Annotated in this window: 13 protein-coding genes; 6 read left to right on the top strand and 7 right to left on the bottom strand. The window is 58.8% G+C overall.

The features are described from left to right. Nucleotides 1-35 precede the first annotated feature (35 nt). The 4 genes from GKC70_RS05485 to GKC70_RS05470 form a co-directional block, all read right to left on the bottom strand. A complete protein-coding gene (locus tag GKC70_RS05485) occupies nt 36-569 on the bottom strand; it encodes a hypothetical protein (RefSeq protein ID WP_342650678.1) in 534 nt (177 codons plus the stop codon). Further along, nucleotides 566-2,344, bottom strand: a complete 1,779-nt coding sequence (locus GKC70_RS05480) for a hypothetical protein (protein ID WP_342650677.1) — start codon at nt 2,342-2,344, stop codon at nt 566-568. The genes GKC70_RS05485 and GKC70_RS05480 overlap by 4 nt, the downstream gene beginning before the upstream one ends. 194 nt (nt 2,345-2,538) lie before the next feature. Next, nucleotides 2,539-5,472, bottom strand: coding sequence for a hypothetical protein (locus tag GKC70_RS05475; protein WP_342650676.1), 2,934 nt, complete (start codon nt 5,470-5,472; stop codon nt 2,539-2,541). Nucleotides 5,473-7,128: 1,656 nt separating this feature from the next. Further along, nucleotides 7,129-9,138 carry a hypothetical protein gene (locus tag GKC70_RS05470; RefSeq protein WP_342650675.1) on the bottom strand — a complete coding sequence of 670 codons (2,010 nt, stop codon included), beginning with the start codon at nt 9,136-9,138 and terminating at the stop codon, nt 7,129-7,131. 457 nt (nt 9,139-9,595) lie between these two features. On the opposite strand from GKC70_RS05470, the gene GKC70_RS05465 reads away from it, so the two are divergent. After that, entirely contained in the window at nt 9,596-10,801 is a 1,206-nt protein-coding gene (locus GKC70_RS05465; RefSeq protein WP_342650674.1) for a DUF2599 domain-containing protein, read from the top strand. Nucleotides 10,802-10,813: 12 nt separating this feature from the next. Here GKC70_RS05465 and GKC70_RS05460 read toward each other — a convergent pair whose 3' ends face one another. The 3 genes from GKC70_RS05460 to GKC70_RS05450 all read right to left on the bottom strand — a co-directional run bounded on the left by GKC70_RS05460 (nt 10,814) and on the right by GKC70_RS05450 (nt 13,652). Further along, complete coding sequence (locus tag GKC70_RS05460) at nt 10,814-11,629, bottom strand: ATPase (RefSeq protein ID WP_342650673.1); 816 nt, start codon at nt 11,627-11,629, stop codon at nt 10,814-10,816. An 87-nt stretch (nt 11,630-11,716) separates the two neighbouring features. Further along, nucleotides 11,717-12,712, bottom strand: a complete 996-nt coding sequence (locus tag GKC70_RS05455) for an NAD-dependent epimerase/dehydratase family protein (protein WP_342650672.1) — start codon at nt 12,710-12,712, stop codon at nt 11,717-11,719. 49 nt (nt 12,713-12,761) lie between these two features. Continuing rightward, the gene (locus tag GKC70_RS05450; RefSeq protein WP_342650671.1) at nt 12,762-13,652 is read right to left on the bottom strand and encodes a LysR family transcriptional regulator ArgP; all 891 of its coding nucleotides are present in this window, start codon (nt 13,650-13,652) and stop codon (nt 12,762-12,764) included. Nucleotides 13,653-13,776: 124 nt separating this feature from the next. Between GKC70_RS05450 and GKC70_RS05445 the strand changes: the two genes are divergently transcribed. From GKC70_RS05445 to GKC70_RS05425, 5 genes are all read left to right on the top strand, one after another. Continuing rightward, on the top strand, nt 13,777-14,376 hold the full coding sequence (locus GKC70_RS05445; protein ID WP_342650670.1) for a LysE/ArgO family amino acid transporter: 600 nt from the start codon (nt 13,777-13,779) through the stop codon (nt 14,374-14,376). Nucleotides 14,377-14,577: 201 nt separating this feature from the next. Then, the gene (locus GKC70_RS05440) at nt 14,578-15,174 is read left to right on the top strand and encodes a Fe-Mn family superoxide dismutase (RefSeq protein WP_029613794.1); all 597 of its coding nucleotides are present in this window, start codon (nt 14,578-14,580) and stop codon (nt 15,172-15,174) included. Nucleotides 15,175-15,388: 214 nt separating this feature from the next. Next, on the top strand, nt 15,389-16,888 hold the full coding sequence (locus tag GKC70_RS05435) for a hypothetical protein (RefSeq protein WP_342650669.1): 1,500 nt from the start codon (nt 15,389-15,391) through the stop codon (nt 16,886-16,888). 37 nt (nt 16,889-16,925) lie between these two features. Further along, complete coding sequence (locus tag GKC70_RS05430; protein ID WP_342650668.1) at nt 16,926-19,274, top strand: hypothetical protein; 2,349 nt, start codon at nt 16,926-16,928, stop codon at nt 19,272-19,274. After that, nucleotides 19,199-20,899 (top strand): RHS repeat-associated core domain-containing protein, encoded by a 1,701-nt coding sequence (locus tag GKC70_RS05425; protein WP_342650667.1) that lies wholly within the window; start codon nt 19,199-19,201, stop codon nt 20,897-20,899. Before GKC70_RS05430 ends, GKC70_RS05425 begins: the two co-directional genes overlap by 76 nt. Nucleotides 20,900-21,244: the final 345 nt, after the last annotated feature.

Here is a 21,244-nt window from a genome sequence, read left to right as displayed (position 1 = left end):
GCCCATCCATTTAAGGCCGACGGTATCCCCCAGTTTCATGGCGGGATAGTCGACTTCGACCGTCGCGTCACCGTTACCTGGAAGATAGTCCCCCCCGGGCCAATCCCGACCAACTTCGGTGCAGGAATATCGAAAGGCAACGACTGCACGACCTGTACGTCGAGCGGTTTCGAGATGATCAACGGCAAGCCCGTGACACCGACGCTGGCGGTCACTCGTACGGTCGTGCCGACATCGCTCTGGACCACACTTCTGGGCACCTTGAACACCAGCGTACCGACCTGTTCGACCTTCTGCACCGGCAGGTCATGGGACTGCTGACCGCGCCAACGCAAGCCAACGGTATGGCCTGCAACCATCGACGCATAGTTCACATGCACGCTGACCTGATCACCGAAACTGTCAAGACCGATCACCCGATCGCGACTTTCGACCAGGATCGGCGCCGGCACCTCGAAACGCGCGAGGTCCGCGTTCTCGCGTACGCCTACGTCCTGCCCCTTATCTGTGCATCCCGCTGCCATGAGCAGTACTGAGCTGAGCATGGCTATCCACATAGTGACTTTCATGGCATCACGCCTTGATCCGCTGGGTTATAGGTGAATGGGGCGGCCTGATTCTGGAAGTTGACTGAGATCAGCGGAACCCAACGCTGGGTTTGGTTTCGGAACTTCTGCTGGAAGACCTTGGCATCAGCCAGGCTGGCCGCCTGACCAGCCTTGTAGAAGAACGCCACGATAGGGAGCTTTAATCCTGAGCCGGCTGACCACGTCTGGATCATCAGTTCGTTCCAGGCATTGTTGAGATTGGTCGTAGGATTGCGCCTGGCCTCCTGGGTGAGTTCGAACTGCTGTGGGACCTGCACGCTCAAGGAGCACTGGCGGGACTGATTGGGGATATTGAGGGTAAACGCCTGCCACGTCGCGAGCGTGGTCGCTGGAGGCGCCGTCATGGCGCAGGTACTCAAGTCGGTAGGGCTTGTGCTGGGAATGTCGCGCGAGCCGCAACCTTTGGTGAGGGCCTGATCCCTGCCCGTTCCGGCATCAAAAGGATAGATGCACAGCGGCTGCACCGACTTGCCCAGCTTTTCGGCCTCGTCCAGGGGGGCAAAAATGAAGCCCGCTGCACGATAGGTATCGCGAACCACGGCATCCTTGCGCATATAGGAGAATGACGTGCCGCCAATTTGGATCTGGCTGCTGCTCGGATCCCACGGATCGAAATTGCCGTTATCCACTGAACGTACTATTACGCCATTGCAGTAGAAGGCCGCACGATTGTTGGCACATGCACCGACGCTGTTGTAGAGCGCATCGAGGCGGGCAAGGATATCGGCGCCGGTGGGTTGAACGATTGCCACTGTCAATGGCGGCGAGACCACGATCGGTGTCCCGTTGCCCCCACGGCTAGCCGTCAACCGGACTTCGCCATCTTTGTCCTGGAGAAAAACGCTGCGATCGACCTGAAAGGTCACCGGACCCGGGCCGGCGGCCGTGACGATGGGCGTCAGATACTCCGTCTTGCCCTTGATCAGGACGCGTATCGTCGAACCTGCAATCGTTCCCGGATCGTCGAAGACCACCGTCACCTTGTCCGCCACATCGTTGAGATCTAGTCGTCCCGGGGTCGCTTCGGTCACCGTGGGTGCAGCGATGGTAAGCCGCTCTCCCACCACCTTGACGCTCACCCCTTGGGAAATCAGCAAAGGCCCGCCCGCGCCTACACTGGCACTCACTACCGCGGCGCTATCGGCGTCATCGGCCATCTGAGCGGTGGAGATTCTCAGCGTCGCGGGCCCTACCTGCTGCACCGTGAACACAGGACTCCAATGAGACAGCTTGCCTTTCCAGAGCACCCTGATCGTGTCCCCCACTTTCATGGTGGGGTAATCGACAACCACCCGTGCATCGCCCTGGCTCAGATCGTACTCACCCTCGGCATTGAGCCCTGTTACCACAGGCGTGGGGATCGGCAGGGCCAAATCATCCTGTACCGCTACCGTCAGTGGATCGGAAATGATCAGCGAAGGTATACCTTCTCCCCCCACGCTGGCCGTCAATCGGGCCGTACGACCAGTATCCTTGGCGATCTCCGCTTTGGGTATCCTGAAGACCAGAGTGCCAATCTTGCTGACCCGTTGCGTCGGAGCACTAAACTCGCCCGCCCCTTTCCAGCGCAACCCGACCACGTGACCGACTGCCATGTCGGGATAGCTGACGTGAACCGTCACATAGTCGGTGAAATTGTTAAGCCCCAGCGTATGCTGACGGTTGATCACCTGCCCTTGGACCAGCAGTGGTGCCGGAACGGTGAAGTCGGCCGCCGCGATACCGCTGGTTGTCATGGTGACACCTGTGTCCTGGGTATCATCAGACGCAGTGCGAAGGGTGCTGCAAGCGCCGAGCGTCAAGATACTCACTAGCAAGAGCACGCTCCGAACGCATGACCTTGTGTTCATGATGAAAGCTCCTTGAGTGCCATCCCGTCCTGGCCCCGAACAGGGTCAGGACGGATGAGTCGCCTCGGATTGATGTGCGCTTACAGCTTCAGCCTGAGCACCTGCGAGAAAAGCAAGCGCTCCGTGGGCAGTTGGCGATAGATGCTGTAGTTCACCAGCACCGTTTTCCCTGCGTTTTCGGTGACCCAGGCTTGATTGATCACGAACTCAGTACCGTTGGGGTTTACCAACTTGGTATCCGTTTCCCTGAGCTGTACGCCATCCCAACGGACCTTGACCGTGTGATTCGCAGCAGCCTGGGCATAGCGCACCGTGACGGTGCGGCTGGCTGCGGCATAGCTGGGTGGCCCCAGCAGAATCGGCTGTCGCGCAACAACCAACGACAACACATCGGAAGACTCCCGGCTTGCACCGCCCCTGCGCAGGACGGTGTAATTGACCGGTACGGTCTGTCCGATCGAGTCGATCAGCTCCATTCTTGGCACTTGGAAAATGAGATCGATCAGCGCCCCCACGGTGACAATCTCAGAGCGCCACGCCGAGCGTGGATTAAGCCAGCGCAACATCACCGTGTCGCCAGCAGCCATGCCGGCATATCTGCGCACCGTCACCCTGACACTGGATGCGGAGTAGAAATCGTTCATATCCAGTCGGTCTTTGTTTGCACCAGTGGCTTTCTGGACCTCTGGCACCTGCAGACTCTTCTCCACGACTGTGACCCGTGTCGGCGGAAAGTTCTGCACATTGGACGAGTCGTTGACGCCTTCGAAGTTCACCTGCAAAGTCAGGCTCAACTGCTCACCCATCTTGAGCAAGGTCAACTGGCTTCGCTGAATGGGGAGCTCGAGTTTTCCGTTTTTGACATCATCGGCGTTGAGGGTCACGTTGGTCCTGAATGCGTGCAGATAATCCCCGCCCGTTTTCAGCGTGCCACGCCCGACGAGCCAGTAGCGCTGCCCCACCGCGGCGAATGGCCAGAGCTCAACGCGCAATTGGGCATCACCGGTGAAACTCTTCAGGTCAAGCTCGCCATTGACCGCCTGCACTAGTACGGCTGTTTTCAGGTCGGTCGATTGCAGGTACTGAATTCTCAGCGGCAGTACACCTGAGTCCCGGTCATTGCCACCCCGACTGCGTGTGTACTTGACTTCCACGGTCTTGCCAATATTGGCGCCAACAGCCGTGGCCGGCACATCGATATTGACGAAACCCGCCGAGCGCCCTGCGACAGGCGCGATGGTCGGAGTACCAGGCCCTGAGACCCCCACCCACTGCAACGTGATCTGATCGCTTTGCACCATTGCTGGATACGCAACTTTCACCACGGCTTTGGCCCTGGCAAGTATCGGGTTGAGTACCCCAGCTGGCGCACCGTCAACCTCAGGCTCAGGCAGATCTCCAGCGCCCGCCCCATCGGTGACAAGTACCTCCAGCACCGGAAAGCCCTGCGTCTGCGCAAAATCATTGGTGCCCGCGAAGTTGACCTTGAGTGTCAGACGCAGAGGTTTGTCGAGCTCGAGCTTTTCAAGCTCTGATCGTTCGATCTGAGTAATGACCAGGCCCGCACTCACTTCAGCCGCTGTAACCGAGACGTTCTGGCGGAACACGTGATCGAAGTTGCCGCCGCCTTTGAGCGTGCCGGTGCCCGCAAGCCAATAACGCTGTCCTTCAGCGATGAATGGCCAGGGCTTGACGCGTAACGTGGGATTCCCCACGAAGCGGTCCAGATCCAGTTTACCTTCGCGTGCTTCATCGAGCGTGGGGCGTTCCAGATTCCGGGCATTGAGATACTGGATACGCAAGCTCAGCACCTGCGAATCACGTGTGGAGCCGCTACGCGTCCTGATGTAACTCACCTCGACGCTCTTGCCGATGTTGGCCCCGACCGCGCTGGCCGGCACGTCGATATCGACGTAGCCACGGGTGTTGCCAGGGACTGGACTGATCGATGGCGTTCCGGCCCCCGCTACGCCCTTCCAACTGAGTGTGATCTGGTCACTGGCCGTCATCTGCGGATAGGAGACCCGCACCCGCGCACCTGTCCTTGCGTTAATCGGATCCAGCACGTTGCCAGTACTACCGGTTACGACCGGTTCAGGCAGATCGCCCACCCCCACCCCGCCTGTAACTACTACCTCACAGGGCTCGAACGCCTGGGCGTTGAATGGATCGTTTTCGCCTTGGAAATTGACCATGAGGTTCAAGGTGAACGGCTTACCGGACGCCAGCGTCTCCAGTTCGTTTCGATAGACCTCCATCGCCAGTCCATCGCTGACCTGTGCTGCGACGACGGGAATATGCGACCTGAACTCGTAGCGATAAGCGCTGCCGTCAGCTTTCTCGCCAGTTCCTACCAGCCAATAACGCTGACCTGTCGCGATGAAGGGCCAAGGCTCGACACGCAGCAAAGGGCTGCCCGTAAACGAATCCAGATCCAATTGCCCATTGTTGACATGATCGAGTCGTAGCTCGCTCAGCACGTTCTTATCGAGGTCATCGACTACCAACTCCAGCACCTGCGATGCAGTGGCAATCCCATCTCGGGTGAGGATGAAACTAACCTGGACTGATCGACCAATACTCTTACCCACCGTGGCGACCGGAATCAGGACGTCAACGGAACCCGAAGCCTCTCCAGAGACCGGTTGCACGGGTGGCGCATCGACCCCTCGCCATCTAACCTCGATAAGATCACTCGCCTGCATACCTGGGTAGCTCACCGTCACATGTGCGCCATTGCGCGCCTGCATGGGGTCTAGGAGGCTACCGGCAGCCTCTTTGACTGTCGGGGCCGCCAATTCGGAGGACAACGCTCGAATCTTCAGCGTGAAGATATCGGAGTCCAATGGCCGGTTGAGCATCCGGCAATAGACTTTGACGTCTTTCTCGATATTGCGGGTGATGTATTTCGGATCGATCTCGAACGCCTGATCCTGTTGAGCCTGATTACCGGTAAGGGATCGTTGCTCACGATAGGTATCATCACCCTCAGTCTGTGTGGGCCTTCCCACCACATCTCAAGCTCGTCACCCGCCGCGAACAAACCTTTGCGGCAGATCACCGTCGTGCCGTTGGGCGCATCCTTGGGATCCAGCACATCGCCCTTAGCATCGCGTACCTCAGGACGTGGCATGGGTGAATTCTCTTTCACCGTCAGGCTCTGCTTGCCAGACATCGAGGTGGCGCCACCGATACTGGTGAGCGTGTAGTAGAGTTCGAGCGAGCCTCCGGCGATATGCTGGACAACGGCCTTGTCAAACAGCAGCTCGATGGGCTTGCCCACCTGAACTTCCTTCACGGTGACAGTTCGGTTGTGATAACTGACGCCTCCAGAGCGGGTCTTGCCTATCCATTCAACGAGCAATAGGTCACCTGCTGCCATGCTGGCGTACCGCTCAACCCTCACACTGGCCCCGTGCGCCGGTACCGCGACAGGGTCCAATGTCGAATTGTCGGCCTCCAGCACTCTGGGCGCCGCAAGCGAAATACGCCCAACCACCCGGATGCTCGTGCTTCGAGATACCGGGTTGGCGCCTGCGAGGAGCTGGTATCTGAGCCGCGCTTGCCCCTGCAGCACTGCGGCCACCTCGGCTTTCGGCACCTTTACGACTGCTCCAGTGATCAAGTCTTGGGCCACTACGGTATGCAGGAGGTTGAAGTCTGGCAGCGCCCCACCGCCTGCACTTTCGCCCTTCCAGGTGAGAATCAACCGATCATTGAGCTTGATACCCGTATAGGGTCCCAACACCACGTCCAAGTCGCCAGTCAACGCTTCATAGTCCACACGCCCTTGGTCGTCGGCACTGGGAACGCGAGGCGCATCCAGCGTCCCACTGCCCAGATCCACCACGCCACCGGCCGATGGTGACCATTTCGAGCGGTTGTTGACCTCATCGCGGATCTCATAGCGCACCACCAACTGGTCGGTATCGCCCGCCCGCGCGATGACGTCCTGATCGACGTGAATCGTGAACGACTGAACACCCGAGGGAACTTCCAGCTGCACCATCTCGCCGTGCCAACTGAGCCAGGCGATGTCTCCTACCTGTCGGTTCTCGTAAGAGTCGATGATGACATCCACGCCTTTGGCTGCCTGATTGGCATCGATCACTGAGGGGATGCCCCCGGGCGCTGTGAGGTTTTCGTTGATCTCGGTGGAAGGGTCAGGATCGACGCCGCCCGGAACCTCGCGCTTGACCATGACATCCAGCGGCGTGGACTCATCGGGTATGGGGGCCAATGGATCTTCCCAGGTGTAGTGCACGCGGCCGCTGCCCTCGGGGATACGCGACGGTGCGACCAGAAATGTCATTTGCGACCCATCCGCGGGCAGGTAAATCTTGCTCTCCAGGAGCACACCGTTCCAATACAGCGTGATGATGTCGTCTGGCTGCAGATGCACCGCCAGCACCGTCACCGCGAGCGGGCGTCGCTCATCGTCCAACAGGTGCTGGCCCACGCCGCGGCCCTCATGGGCGGCAGGGATGCTGGGCGGTGGGAGACGGGGAGGCACCCTGCGTGTAGCCTGCACCGACGAGAGTGATTGATCATGGTTCATGTTCAGCTCCTGACGCTGGCCGCCGGATCAACCGGCGGCCGCGTTGCCAGATACGTTCATCGAACGATGGCCTGCACAAGCCTGGAAGGCGCTTGCGCAGGAGACGATAGATTCAACGCGTGGGGATCGGGCAGGTTGGCGATCCACTTTCCCGGACGGCTACAGGCGTCCGATTCGCCTCCGACTTCACCGGCGTCACGGGTGTGAGTTTTGGATTGGTGGCGGTGTAATAAGGCGTGGCAGAGCCGCGGCACACAATGAACGCCCATGCTCGCCGAACCTCAGCCGTGATATAGCCCTGATCGATATGTTTCTGCACGACGGTGATCGGGGCCAAGGTATCGGTCGCCGCCGGAATATCCTTCCCTGGTCTACTGTTCGTTGAATCGTCCGCACTCAAATAAATCTCGACGATGTCGCCGACCGCCATATTGATGTACGCGTCGATTCGCAACGGCAGGTCCGATGCGGCTTCCACGCGTCCAATGGCACCGTTTGCGTTCAGCCGCGTGAAGACCGGTTTTGCGAGTGGAGTTCCCCCGCCAGGCAGATCGGCGCCACTGAGCACCTTCACAGTCTGAGCGGGCGAGAGCGAAGTGTTCGTCTCCCCGCCAGCGCCGAATGGCCGGGTGACCGTATAGCTCATCGACACCTCGCCACTGCCTTCGGCCAAGAGTAGAGCCGAAGGTACGGGGCGCTCTAGATCAACGGCCCCCGAAGCTTCTCCCGCCGTGACTGGGTCAAGCGGGTGAGGTGATTGTGAGCCCCATAGCAAGGCCAAGCTGTCGCCAGCCTCGAAAAGAACATTGCCATCGACCGTTTCAGGAGAAATGAACAGTGTGGCGTCAATTTTCAAGTCTTCAGGCGAGAGCTCATTCGTTGCTCCTGAATCGCCGCCGACGATATCTGCCGGTTTGAGGTTTTCGTGTTCTGGGGTCTCTGGATCAGGATCCGTACCTCCCGGAACCCGCAGTTCGACCTCGACCACAGCGGGTGCAGCGGGTTTACCGATAAGAGAACCACTGCGCCAGAGCTCGTAGGTGACGTCGACCGAGCCAGTTTGCTTGTCAAGGATGAGCAGATTGTAGAGCAACATCACTTCAAGCAAAGGCTCGACAGTGGGGATGGTGGTAATCGGCGCCGGATCGGCCCGTTGCGCCCCCCAAATCACTATGATCTGGTCACCGACCGAGGCCTCGGGGAACAGAGGAATCTGGACCACGACCCCAGCTCGGGCATGCTCATCCAGAATCAGACCTTCACTGTCGAAGATCGGTACGATCGGCGTAGGCAGAGGGTTGACCGGAGCATTTTTCAGCAAAAGCTCCAGTACACGCGGCTGCGATACGATCGAACGATTGCCGGCTTTATCGACGATCTCATAGGTGAAGGTGATAGGCGCCAAATCCGGCAGCGCTTGCAGTTTGGAAAGTTCAAACTCTGCGTCTGTATATCGGCCCGAATTCGTGACGGTGAACGGTCCGAATGTCACGTCTTGGGTACCGTCAGTGGCGGTGACGGTAATGAGGTCTCCTGATTCTTGATTGACGTACCCTTTGATCTGTACCGGCAACTTGTCTGCCACGAAATCACTGATGAGAATTCGATTACGGGCCTCGACCAAACGAGGGAACTCGATAGCTGCAAGTGTTTCAGGGGTATGGCCACCCGGTGGCAGCTTATCGATGCGCAGCAGGCGGGTAGGACCAGGATCACCGTCAGGGTCCGGGAAAGGAATACTGTTATAGCCGAGCGTGAAGGTGACATCTTGCCCCTCCGCGACCGAGTCCCAATTAGACGCGAGAAAGGTCAACACGAATTCGAAGTTAGGATCCGCTTTCTCAGTGGCAGTAATTTGATGTTGTGCCTCTGGGCCAGTGAGCTCCTGGCCATTCCACGTCAGAACGAGTATGTAGTCCTCTTCGCTCTCAGGCCAATTGGGGATAACCACCTGGAGGTCTTTATCCTGATCAGCCACCGGCAATATCACATCGTCGATCAGGCCAGAAATCTTCATCTCGGGGAGGTCGAGAATGCCTGGATCCTGGGTAAGTTTGATCGAGCGCGCACCGGGCTTCACCTGAACACTGCTGCGTTGAATCACTGTATTATCTGCGGTCATGGTAGAACTCCGTAGTGTCAGCTTACCTATGAAGTAACCTTGCACGTGCTATTTGAATAACCGCTTAAGTTATCAAATCACAGGCACACGTTCTCGCGGGCTAATTCATGCAGCACATGAATTAGCGAACTCGTTATTCGGAAAACTTGCAAAGCGATCCGGACGGCCAGGGTGTGTAACTCTTCGGCCAAAACAGTACCCCTCAGCCTCGAGGGCACCCTGTTTAGGGTTCACCTGTTCGTTCGCTATCGCAGTGCTGCAAAAAAACTTAGCAAGAATGGACGCACCGCACACCTGACAAAACTGATAGGTCGACTCGGCAGATCGGCCCTGAGCTTCAGCTGACATTTTTACCAGTTGCCGGCCTAGGCACATTTACTTACGGTCGGTGCAGCGCCGCTAGGGCGCCGCGCTGACAGGGCGCTAACGACACCATCAACCCTGCAAGGGATCCGCCATGTATCCATACCCCGTCATACTGAAGCTGAGCGTGCTTGCAGTAAGCCTGGCTCTTGGCCACACGGTGGCAGTGGCGTCCTCCGGGCCGGAAACGGCAACGGCGCTGCAGGCGCGTTACGATGACGCCCCCGTCAACTGCGGCAGCAGCAATAAACCTCGGTTCCTGTGCGCCGGCGTGATCCTTCGAGGCACGACCCACCTGAATCAGGAAAAAAGCTGGAACCCCTCACCCGAAGAGCGCGCCAACGGCGGCACGGCCTACATGTATCTGGCCAAGAATGCCACTTTCAACCGCCTGGCCTTCAACGATACCGACGGCTATATCATCTACCCCGGTGACGACCGACCGACAGGTATCCAAGCCTTGCAGGTGCTGTGCTTCTTTCCAGCCGATGGAGGGCAGCAAACACGCTCCGAGCAGGGCTGTGGGCCGTCACAAGTGGGCGGAGCCAGCAGTCGAGCCTGCCACTTGCAGGGCATCAGCACAGCCCAAGGCTGGCTTGCCAACTACGGCAATCATCCCGGCCGACAATGCGGCTTTTCGGTCGTCAGCGGATTGGGGCAGGTCGCGGTAAGCGGCTTCAACGCTGGAGTGGGGGCCACGGCACTGCTGCCGGCCACACCCTACAAACAAAACAACGAATTGCGTGCAGAGACCTGGGACATGGATATCCCGACCCGTCTGCCGATCCAGGCATTTTTCTATCTGCACGACAGGCCGTTGGGATTGCCCAAAGCGCAGCAGGCTCAACGCAGGTTCTATCAGGAGACCGGAACATTCGTCCCGATCATTACCCTGACATTGCCACAACCTGGGCGCGATGCCCGTTTCGACTATGTCGAAGCGTCCCAGGCCAAGCTCGGTGATGTGATCTGCGCACGTTACTTCGTGTCCGGCCACTGGTTCGAGCGCAGCGATGTCAATCCACCTAAGAAGGAATGGGCACTTGGCCTGGTGCCGACAGACTGCGCCCGGGCAGTGAAGGCGAACCCGTCAGCGGATGCGGAAAATGCTGCGGATCGAGAAATGCGTGAAAAATTCAGCAGCGATTGGCAGTGGGTCCAAAATGACAACGGCGGCATGACCCAACAGATGGTCTGCCACATGCGTATTGCCCATGACAAACCGGAATGGAACCTTGAACCCTTCCGCCCAAACCGGCCGCTGGAGGACTACCTCAGAGCCGGCTGCAATTTGCGTTGAAACGCGATTCGCTCAAGGTCGCGCGTTGAGCTGCTGCTGAAGGTTTTGAATTTGGCTTTGCAAGGTGTTGAGGCTGCGGGTGGTCTGGCCACGGAAGGCATCGAACTCCTGCACGGACGCCCCCGCAGCCTGCGCGGCCGGACGGTTGTCGGCCTGGCTCTTGAGCACCAGCACATCCTGGGCGAGGCTGTCGATGGCCGCGCCTTGCTTCTTCAGGTTGGCCACTTCGCCACTGAGGCTTTTGAGCTGACCATCGAGCTTGCCACCGTCCACCTGACCCGACTTGAGCGCCGCCAGCTCGCCATTCACCGCCTTGAGCTGCTCCTGCAACTGGGCCTGCATCTCGGTGAGCGCTTTCTGCTGCGCGGCGGTCTGCTCCAGCACCTGCTCCAGACGCTTGCCCATATCACCCGCCTGACCAGCGACACCTTCCTGCTGCTTGCCCTGCTCAGCCAACGCCGCCTGCAACTGGCTGATCTGTTGCTTCAGGGCTTCGCTGCCAGAGCTGTTGCTCGACTCGCTCGCCTCCACCTTGCCACTGATCACCTGCAACCGACCCGCCGCTTCTTCACTGATGCGGGCGAAGCTTTCCTGGGTGGCGACCAGTTGCTGCTCCATCAGCGAAATCTGCTGATAGCTCCACCAGCCAAGACCGCCGAGGGCGACGAACGAGGCCACCAGCAGCGCCCATAGTGGCCCGCTGCTGGCGGGACGTTCGGCCTTCTGGCGCACGCGGGCCACATGGGTCGGCAGCAGTTCGTCATCGTCGGGCGTACCGGCTCTGAGAACGGGGACGTCATCGAAATCGTCGTGGGCATCGTTGCGCATGGGTAGGTTCGACCGAACTGATAGCAAAAAAGGCACATTATAAACAGAGCAGGCGACGTCGTGATGACCGTGACCGGTTCGGCGGATTCAGCGCGAGCCCGGCAGGTGCTGCCACCAGGTGCAGAATTCATCCAGGGCGGTCCACAGACTGACCTTGGGGCGATAGTCCAGATTATGCCGGGCGCGGCTGATATCGAGGGTGAAATCCTGGCTCATCACCTGCACCGCCGTGCGGCTCAGGGTGGGTTGCGGGCGGCCGGGCCAGAGCAGGCAGGCGGCCTCGTTGACGGCGGCCATGCTGTAAGCAAGGCCGTAGGAGCGGTAGCGGGTGACCTGCGGCAGTTGCATCTGGCGCATCACGTAATTGACCACATCCCACACCGGCAACGGCTGGCCGTTACTGATGTTATAGGCCTGGCCGAGGGCCGGCGCGTCGGCGAACAGGGCGCTGAGCAACGCCTCGTTGAGGTTGTGCACGCTGGTAAAGTCGACCTTGTTCAGGCCATTGCCGATGATCGCCAGGCGCCCCTTCTGCTGCAGGCGCATCAGCCTTGGGAAGATGCTCGCGTCGCCGGCCCCGGTGACCAGGCGCGGGCGCAAGGCCAGCACCTCGAGACCGAACTCCTGGGCACCGAAGACCTTCTGTTCGGCCAGGTGCTTGGTCAGCGCATAGTGGTCGTGGAAGCGCCGCGGCACCTGGTCCTCACGCACCTCCAGACGCGAGCGGCCGGTGAAGCAGATCGACGGCGAGGACAGGTGCACCAGGCGCCGTACATGCTCTTTCAAACAACCTTCGACCACGTTCTCGGTGAGCACCACGTTGCCGTGATGAAAGTCCTGATAACGCCCCCAGGTGCCCACCGCCCCGGCGCAATGCACCACCGCATCAACGCCTTGACACAACCGCCGGGCCACCTCGGCATCGCCCAGGTCACCCGGAATGAACTGCGCGCCGCGCTTGACCAGATGCTCGACGCCCTCGGCGCGACGGCCGTTGACCCGCACCTGCAGGCCCTGCTCCAGGGCGAAGCGCGCAAAGCGCCCGCCGATGAAGCCGCTTGCGCCGGTGACCAGAATTCGCATGTAAGACTCCGCCTTGCCAGATTACAGATGCAGTTGACGCTGCCCGTGCCTACAAGGGCACCAGCCACGCCGGCGCCGACTGGCGCAGGTGTTCGGTCAAGTCGGCGAGCAGTTGCCCGCCATTGCGCCAATGATGCCAGTACAACGGCACGTCGATGGGGGTATCGCTGCAGATTTCCATCAACTGGCCGCTGGCCAACGGCTCGCGCGCTTGCAACTCAGGCACCAGTCCCCAGCCAAGCCCGGCTCCGGTCAGACGCAGAAAACCCTCGGAGGATGGACACAGGTGATGGATGAAGCCGTCGCTCAGGCCCAGGGACGCAAGGTAACGGTGTTGCAGGAAGTCGTCGGGGCCGTAGACCACGGCGGGCGCGCGGGCCAGGCGCGCGACCTCGAAGCCGCGAGGGAAATACCGGGCCATGAAGGCCGGACTGGCCAGCGCGCGGTAACGCATCGCTCCCAGCGCCAGACTGCGTGCGCCGGCCACTGGCCGCTCGCTGCCACACAGGCACGCCGCCACTTCGCCGGCGCGCATGCGCCGCAGGCCGACGTCCTGGTCCTCCACCACCAGGTCCAGCAGCACCTGCTGGCCGGCGCAGAAATCGCCCACCGCACCTGCCCACCAGGTGGCCAGGCTGTCGGCGTTCAAGGCGATGCGCAGGCGCTCAGGGATGCCCTGCTCGTCCAGTGCCGGCACCTGACGCTGCAGGTCGCGCTCAAGCAGGCGCACCTGCTGGACATGGTTGAGCAACTGCCGCCCGACTTCGGTCGGGCTTGGCGGCGTGGCGCGTACCAGCACTGGCTGACCGACCCGCGCCTCGAGCAGTTTAATGCGTTGCGACACCGCCGATTGCGACAGGCCCAGCACCTGGGCGGCCCGCTCGAACCCACCCTGCTCGATGACGGCCGCCAGTGCGGCGAGCAATTTGTAGTCGAACATCGATTTCACTAATGCCTAATCAGCTTTATTTGTTTTTCTTATACCTCTGCGCTCAGCACAATGGCCAGCCTCTTCTCAGGCAACCGCGTCGCACCTTGCAGTGGCGCTCTTGGAGTCTATGGCCATGTGGCAAAGTTATATGAACGGCATGTTGGTGGCTTTCGGCCTGATCATGGCCATCGGTACGCAGAACGCGTTCGTCCTGGCCCAGAGTCTGCGCCGCGAACACCATGTGCCCGTGGCACTGCTGTGTGTGGCCTGCGACGCGCTGCTGGTGGCCGCAGGTGTGTTCGGACTGGCCACCGTGCTGGCGCACAACCCGATGTTGCTCGCAGCGGCGCGTTGGGGCGGCGCGCTGTTTCTGATCTGGTACGGCGCCAAGGCGCTGCAGCGCGCCTGCTCGAAACAGAGCCTGGCGCAGCAGGAGGGCCAGGGCCTGCGCTCACGGCGCGCGGTACTGCTCAGCGCCCTGGCGGTGACCCTGCTCAACCCCCACGTGTACCTCGACACCGTGCTGCTGATCGGCTCGCTGGGCGCCCAGCAGAGCGTCCCCGGTGCTTACGTGGCAGGGGCTGCGAGCGCTTCGCTGGTGTGGTTCTTCACCCTCGCGCTGGGCGCCGCCTGGCTCGCGCCCTGGCTGGCGCGCCCGACGACCTGGCGACTGTTGGACCTGATGGTCGCGGTGATGATGTTCGCGGTGGCAGCGCAGTTGATTCTCGGCTGATCGCCACGCGGCCTCCTGTCGCTGTCGCCACCCTCGCGCCGGAACCCTTAATCCCTATAGTTGTTGCGTGGTTATGCGCGGGGGCCGGTGCTATGATCGAACGCTTACGTCGCAAAGAGTAAAGACTCGCCGACGTACAAAGGGCCGCCCGTGATCGGCCCTGCGCAAACCGCGAACTAGACCTGAATCAGGAGATCCACCATGGCTTTTGAATTGCCGCCGCTGCCCTACGCCCACGATGCCCTGCAGCCGCACATCTCCAAGGAAACCCTGGAGTATCACCACGACAAGCACCACAACACCTACGTCGTGAACCTGAATAACCTGGTCCCAGGTACCGAATTCGAAGGCAAGTCGCTGGAAGACATCGTCAAGACGTCGTCGGGAGGCATCTTCAACAACGCCGCGCAGGTCTGGAACCACACCTTCTACTGGAACTGCCTGGCGCCCAACGCCGGCGGCCAACCGACTGGCGCCCTGGCCGATGCCATCAACGCTGCCTTCGGTTCCTTCGACAAGTTCAAGGAAGAGTTCACCAAGACGTCGGTCGGTACTTTCGGCTCCGGCTGGGGCTGGCTGGTGAAGAAGGCTGACGGCTCCCTGGCCCTGGCCAGCACCATCGGTGCCGGCAACCCGCTGACCAGCGGCGACACCCCGCTGCTGACCTGCGACGTCTGGGAACACGCCTACTACATCGACTACCGTAACCTGCGTCCGAAGTACGTCGAGGCGTTCTGGAACCTGGTCAACTGGGCCTTCGTGGCCGAGCAGTTCGAAGGCAAGACCTTCAAGGCCTGACCGAGCCTGAAGTGGTTCCGGACCGGAGGATGAACTGAATCCCCTTGGTCTGAGCCAAGCCGCTCAAGCCCGATGCCCCTCAAAAGGCATCGGGCTTTTCATTTTCAAGCCCCCTGATATTTCTGTCAGTTGCTAGATGTGCATGGATCGGCCGACTCTTTGAGCGCCTATATCACCCACTTTTCACCGGTGTGAAACAGTCGAGGAGAGACTCATGAGCGAAGACTTTGGTGGATTCGACTGCATTACGATCGATGAGCGCACGGGCCGCGGACACTTCCAATTGCCGATCGCAAGTTTTCTGGATATCGGCGCTGGACCTGCCTTCACACTTGAACTGACCGGCAGCCTGACGGATATGGCGTTACGGCTTTTCGGCTATGGCACGTGGTCGCTTTACTGGGGAGGACTGGGCAGTTCGACCTCACGCTTGAGCCTCAACGACCTGCCTTGCATCAATGAGCAGCGAATTTCCTGCCAGGTCGATATGCACGGATTTGTACGCGGCAATGATTATCTGCTGGATGCCAGCGCCTTCACCAAAGCCCGCGTCGCCAATGTCGAAGAAAATGACAACTACAAATCAGACACCCACGAGAAACATATCTGCGTGATGCTGAAGAATGGCGTCGCTCAAGTGTATGAATTGGTGAGCACTGGGAAGAACGCGTTGGGCAACGTTCTACTGACCCAAGTGGTGGCGCCCACCGGTCAGTCGGTAGAGCTCACCTGGATCGACAAGGCTACACAGCCTCGGTTAGCCGCAGTCAGCGACGCGCAAGGCGATTTGCTGCAGGTAAAATGGCAGGCGGACAAACTCAGTCAGCTGCGGGTCTATCCAGACACCGACCAGGCGATGACGATCCACGCTAAACATGAAACAGACAGTATCGAACTCGCGTTGAGCGGTGCAGGCACATACGCCACCAAGAAAATCTATCGCTTGGCCCTCACGGGCCAGCGTGTCGAAAAACTCGAAGTGATCCGTACCTACGATGAACGCGGTGACCACCCACTGACGGATACGGCACTCTTTACGTACAACAAATCAGCGGTGGCCAGCTACAGCCTGCTGCTACACGGCCAAACGCACGCCAATCGATTCACAGCCGCCTATCGTTACGCCGATGACAGCAAGCATAACACCAGCACAACGACCGTAACCTGCACGCAAGGTACGTGGGTCGACAACGATGGAACATCCAAACCCCATACGCTGGGTAAATATACCTACGTGTACGAGGGAGGCTGGCTCAATTCGTCTACCTTCGAAGTGGACGGCAGCGTAGTAAAGACTACGCACGAACTCAGTGTCGTCAAACATAAGAATCGAAGCCAAATTACGACGACCCGCTCACAGGATGGCCAAGAAGATGGAAAAGTGACTTGGCAATTTGATGCCTACGGGAATTTGGTGGCATATGAAGATGCCGACACGCTCACCGAATGGACATACTACAACGACTACGAAGTCTACAATATCAAGGAAGAAAATGAGAGAGTGTCAGAGATCGACCTCGAAAACTGGTTGAGTAAGTGGCACCTCGCTGCAGTGGATTACGCCAATCCGGTAGGCTTGGGCTTTTACTTCTTTGGTAACAAGGGCCTGACATGGTATACCGTCGCGCACACCACCGGTGACCTTGTCCCACACGGGCACCGATTACGCACAAAGCGCGTTCCAGCTCCCTATCGAACTGAAGTATCCCGGTAGCAGCGCAGGGTTCTCATCCCACCCTGAGTCAGAACTGGTGTTTGTACGCAAGCAGGGCACACTGCATGCGCAGAGGCTGAACTTCTATGGCTATGCGAAGCTGACGCCTATCCAGCAGCCCCACGTGAACAGAGCGCACGTCTTGGTGCCGTCCCGAAAGCTGACCATATTCGAGCCAGCATTCGAACGTACGGATATCACGGAACTGCAATTGAACATCGCCAAACGCTGGGCGAAATCCTACGTCGACAGTCTGAAAGCGCAACTAAAGGCCTCACAGGATGAAGAAGAGCGTAGTGCATTCAAGGAGATGATGGCCAGTCTGGATAGATCTTTGGCGTGGCAGAGTAAACAGAACTCGACAGGATTCAAGTTGAAAAAGCCGTGGGCGGCAGACGCGATGCAGGTCGAGGAATTGCTCTACGAAACCGACAAGAAAAAGCCGGGATTTGGTCGAGTCACTACAAATACCCTGTATGCCCTCGATTGTGAAGGGGCAGAGATTGCCTCTACCAAAGTCATTACCTCTGTGACCTACAGTCAACCGCAGGGACATCCGCGCGCACTGACCCGACTCGTGAAAGTGGTATCCCCCGAGAACGAGCCCAGTGTGTCCAGCAGCACGCTATCGACGCTGACCAATACCTTGCTGAATCGAGTCGATGCCGAGGGCACCGATACCCAGTGGACGTACGACAAAACCGGGTGTCTGACGAACGTCAAGTCCACCCGGGCTGGAGCAGTGGTCCATGAAACGACGCATACGCGCACGCAGCTTGCATCAGGGTATTTGCAGCATGAGGTTCATGAGACCGGAACCACACTGGCCAGTCGTCTGACCGTCGATGCGCAGGGACGAGCCCTGGAAACCTCGATCACCTACGATGGTAAAAACTGGTTGCTGATGGCGTCAGCCGATTACGATGATCTGGGCCGCCAGTGTGCGACGAGGATCTTCGATTACGATGCGGGACACCAATGCCTGCATCAGTTGGAAACGCTGTATACCTTTCTCCAAGACCAATCAGGTCATACCACCACCTCAAGACTCAAAGATGCCGCAGAAAACGTACTGGATAGCAAGTCGGTCGACATCACCTACAGCGCCCATTCCAGAAAAGCCGTGCACGGCAATTTCAGCTATGCAACTAGATGGGATCCGGTAACAGGCACTCTGACGGAGGAGTCGGGCCTGGACAAGGCCAATCGAGGCACATTGCAGATCAACTCGGTTTTCGATGCTCAGGGCCGCAAGACATCCATCGAGTCGCGCAGACTGGATGTGAAAAACGCCGCCCTGCTCAGCGCTACTCAGTTGAGCTACTCCGAGGATGGCTTACTCGCTGGCGTGCACCGAAAAGCGGGCGGGCAATCATTCGAGCAAACATTTGAATACGATGAACACGGCAGACTGATCAAGCAGAATGAAAACGGCTTGATCATCGAAAACCGATACTCCGCCGATAATCATTCCTCGTTCGCCAACGAGGCAACACTGACGCGGGTCAGCACTGACAATAACGAAAAAACATCAAAACCTATTGTGCTCGGTTCACAAACGGTCGATGCCCTTGGCCAACTGCATACCCGGACGGTCAATGGGGTCGTCGAGTCGTTCACGGCGTCGGACGATACCCCCAACGACGGATCTCCTCCTCCCCTAAAAGCATTTTCATCGACGTGGGACAGCGCCACTCGGACGCTGGATGTTCTCTGTCCGGTGAGTTATGAGCTGGATGGAAAGATCATCGAATCGTTGAACACCCGCACGCTTTACAGCCTGCGGGGCCAGATCCTGAAGAAGAAAGACATCGTAGGCCAGACCACCGCTTATACTTACGATGCGTTTGGTCGGGTCACCGAGCAAGTCAATGAGGTCTGCAAAACGACTTTTACCTACCAGGATGATGGTCTGCTGTCCCAGGAATGCATAGAAGACGTTGGAAAAAAACGCACGCTCACCGTTCACTATGCCTACGATGCACTAAGTAATGAAGTATCACGCACCTTTACATGCCCGGGCATGGCAACTCATGTATTGAGCCGCACGCTCTCGGCGGACGGCCAACTGACCAGCAGCACGCTGAAGGTCGGGAACGATGAACACTCGAGCGACCGCTATGTTTATGATGCACATGGACGGCTGATCAAGTGGTCGGGCAGTGGAAAACACTTCATGTTCCATGAAGGGGCCATGGTCGAACAGGTTTTTGACTATGACCTGCTCGGCAATGTCACCCGCACTCAATACATCGAAAAGATTGGGGGCCCGGCACTTCTCGATGGAGCCCTGTATTCGAAAGATCCTACGTGCCGCAAAAGCCGGGGTTATTGCACAAACACGGCACTCAAACGATCAAGAGCGATAATCTCGGCCGCTGGCTAGGAAGAGACGCCAGCTTCTACGGTAACGGCCAACCTAAAAAGTCGGGCTCCTTCGATGTAAAGGATATGGTCACCTATACACACGGTTACGACGACCTGGGCAGACTACGCAGCGTACACTCCAGCAGTAATTTTTCCGAGAGTTACCAGTTTCATTATTTCGCTGGCAGCGTTTACGCACGCTCCAAGGTCAGGATGGTCGACTCCAAAAAACCGCCGCTTCGCGACTACCATGTCTTGGTGAACGACAGCCCAGGCTGTTACAGGCAACAGCGCTGGACCGATGGCGAGCTCGTCTCTTCGAGTTTCGAAATGCGCGATGCCAGTGGCACGATATTTGCGAATTTCGGCGACGACGATACCCTCGAGTATCACACCTATTCGCCCTACGGATATCGAGCGTTTCAAAGCCGGTCCAATGTCTGGCTCGGGTTCAAAGGCGAGCCCATGCTACCAGACGGCACTTACTACCTGGGCAACTACCGGCTCTACAACCCAGAGTACTTGTCGTTCCAGAGCCCGGACAGCTTGAGTCCTTTCGGCCCAGGTGGGCCGGCCGCGTATGCCTACTGCGGTGCCGACCCCATCAACTTCCATGATCCCAGCGGCCACCAACGGGTCGCCCAGTACTCTCGCAAGGTATCCGGCACCTTGTTGGAAAGTAAGGAGTTTCGTTACGCGATGGCAGCGGTCGGGGTCATGACCGCACCCTTCACCGGCGGCACCTCCTTGGGTCTCGCGCTGGCAGTTACCGGACTTGCGCTGATCTCGTCTGGATTCGAGATCGCGTCGTTGGTTCTGGAAGACAGTGACCCGCAGCTCTCACAAACCTTGGGTTATGTATCACTCGGCATTGGTCTCTCAGGAGCGGCGGTGGGTGCGCTCATCGCGGGACGGGCGGCGACCCGGATAGCCACACGCTCAATGGCCAGTCGCTCAGCGCTCAGGACGCGGCCCATGATCCCGGGCAACTTAGGTGGCAAGACGAACGGCCTGAAACGATTCGGTCAATTGTCGCGCGGTGTCCAGACCGTCACGCTACCCCGGTTCCAGCGAATCCCTCAATGGTATGAAGAGGCCGTAACAGGACCCCAGGCGAAAATGCTGTGGGGCTCGGACATGGCCGTCGTTCACTCCGATATTCAGGAGCCAATGATCCGCATCGCGCGGCGTAATTCCATGAGCGATATCCACATCTATTCGGGCGCTCATGGCAGTAAAGTCGGCGACAACTGGACGAGCTATAAAAATGCCTCGGGCAAGGTCACGGTCCGGCGAGACCCTTACCTGAACGATGGTGAATTTTTTGCAGAGGATACTGGCGCCTACAAGCACTCCGTTGCCCGCCACCGAACCCGAAGACTGGTCTCGCAGGAGCAAGTGGACTTCTACAACGCAATCCGATACACCAACGATGATTACCGACAGGTTCGGCAGAACCTGCGCAAACGCAAGATTCATATTCATGATCTGCGGGGGCCGGACGGAAAAGGGATAACAGTGGATGAACTCCAGGCCCTGGAGTCGAAACCCGGACACCATATCGGAGGTTTCTGTTACTCAAGAAACGACGAACGCTGGTTGCACGAGTACGGATTACCGCCCGTGATCAGTTATATCGATTAGGGCCTGTGCCAAGGCTGGTGAGCCGCGCCTGGTGACCTCGGTCGCTTCGACGGCCCAAGCACTCCCCCGGAGTGCTTGGGCCGTAAGACAGAACCGTTCGAGGTCATTCCCCGCCCCGCGGCTTCAGCAACGGGCTATTCTTTGGATTTCTCCAACCTGCCCCATGCTCGATCCGTGCCCTTGCACCGTGCACGAAGGTTGACGCCTGCATGATCCTGCCCTCCAGCGCTTGCCCCGCGCCCATAGCGCGCTAACATCAACCATCTGGAAAGTTGACGCAGGACATTCAAGTCCCCGGGTCGCTTAACCGATACAATCACCAGGGTGCATCCAGCGACGGGCTCC

The organism is Pseudomonas sp. REB1044 (assembly GCF_038813925.1).
Lineage (GTDB): Bacteria > Pseudomonadota > Gammaproteobacteria > Pseudomonadales > Pseudomonadaceae > Aquipseudomonas > Aquipseudomonas boreofloridensis.
Note: the sequence above shows the minus strand (reverse complement) of the source record. Positions and strands in the feature narration are given on the sequence as shown.

What these genes read in the sequence shown, in the direction of transcription:
- GKC70_RS05470 (WP_342650675.1), bottom strand. Translation starts at nt 9,138, where the DNA reads ATGACCGCAGATAATACAGTGATTCAACGCAGCAGTGTTCAGGTGAAG.
- GKC70_RS05440 (WP_029613794.1), top strand. Translation starts at nt 14,578, where the DNA reads ATGGCTTTTGAATTGCCGCCGCTGCCCTACGCCCACGATGCCCTGCAG.
- GKC70_RS05460 (WP_342650673.1), bottom strand. Translation starts at nt 11,629, where the DNA reads ATGCGCAACGATGCCCACGACGATTTCGATGACGTCCCCGTTCTCAGA.
- GKC70_RS05485 (WP_342650678.1), bottom strand. Translation starts at nt 569, where the DNA reads ATGAAAGTCACTATGTGGATAGCCATGCTCAGCTCAGTACTGCTCATG.
- GKC70_RS05465 (WP_342650674.1), top strand. Translation starts at nt 9,596, where the DNA reads ATGTATCCATACCCCGTCATACTGAAGCTGAGCGTGCTTGCAGTAAGC.
- GKC70_RS05480 (WP_342650677.1), bottom strand. Translation starts at nt 2,344, where the DNA reads ATGACAACCAGCGGTATCGCGGCGGCCGACTTCACCGTTCCGGCACCA.
- GKC70_RS05455 (WP_342650672.1), bottom strand. Translation starts at nt 12,712, where the DNA reads ATGCGAATTCTGGTCACCGGCGCAAGCGGCTTCATCGGCGGGCGCTTT.
- GKC70_RS05435 (WP_342650669.1), top strand. Translation starts at nt 15,389, where the DNA reads ATGAGCGAAGACTTTGGTGGATTCGACTGCATTACGATCGATGAGCGC.
- GKC70_RS05445 (WP_342650670.1), top strand. Translation starts at nt 13,777, where the DNA reads ATGTGGCAAAGTTATATGAACGGCATGTTGGTGGCTTTCGGCCTGATC.
- GKC70_RS05450 (WP_342650671.1), bottom strand. Translation starts at nt 13,652, where the DNA reads ATGTTCGACTACAAATTGCTCGCCGCACTGGCGGCCGTCATCGAGCAG.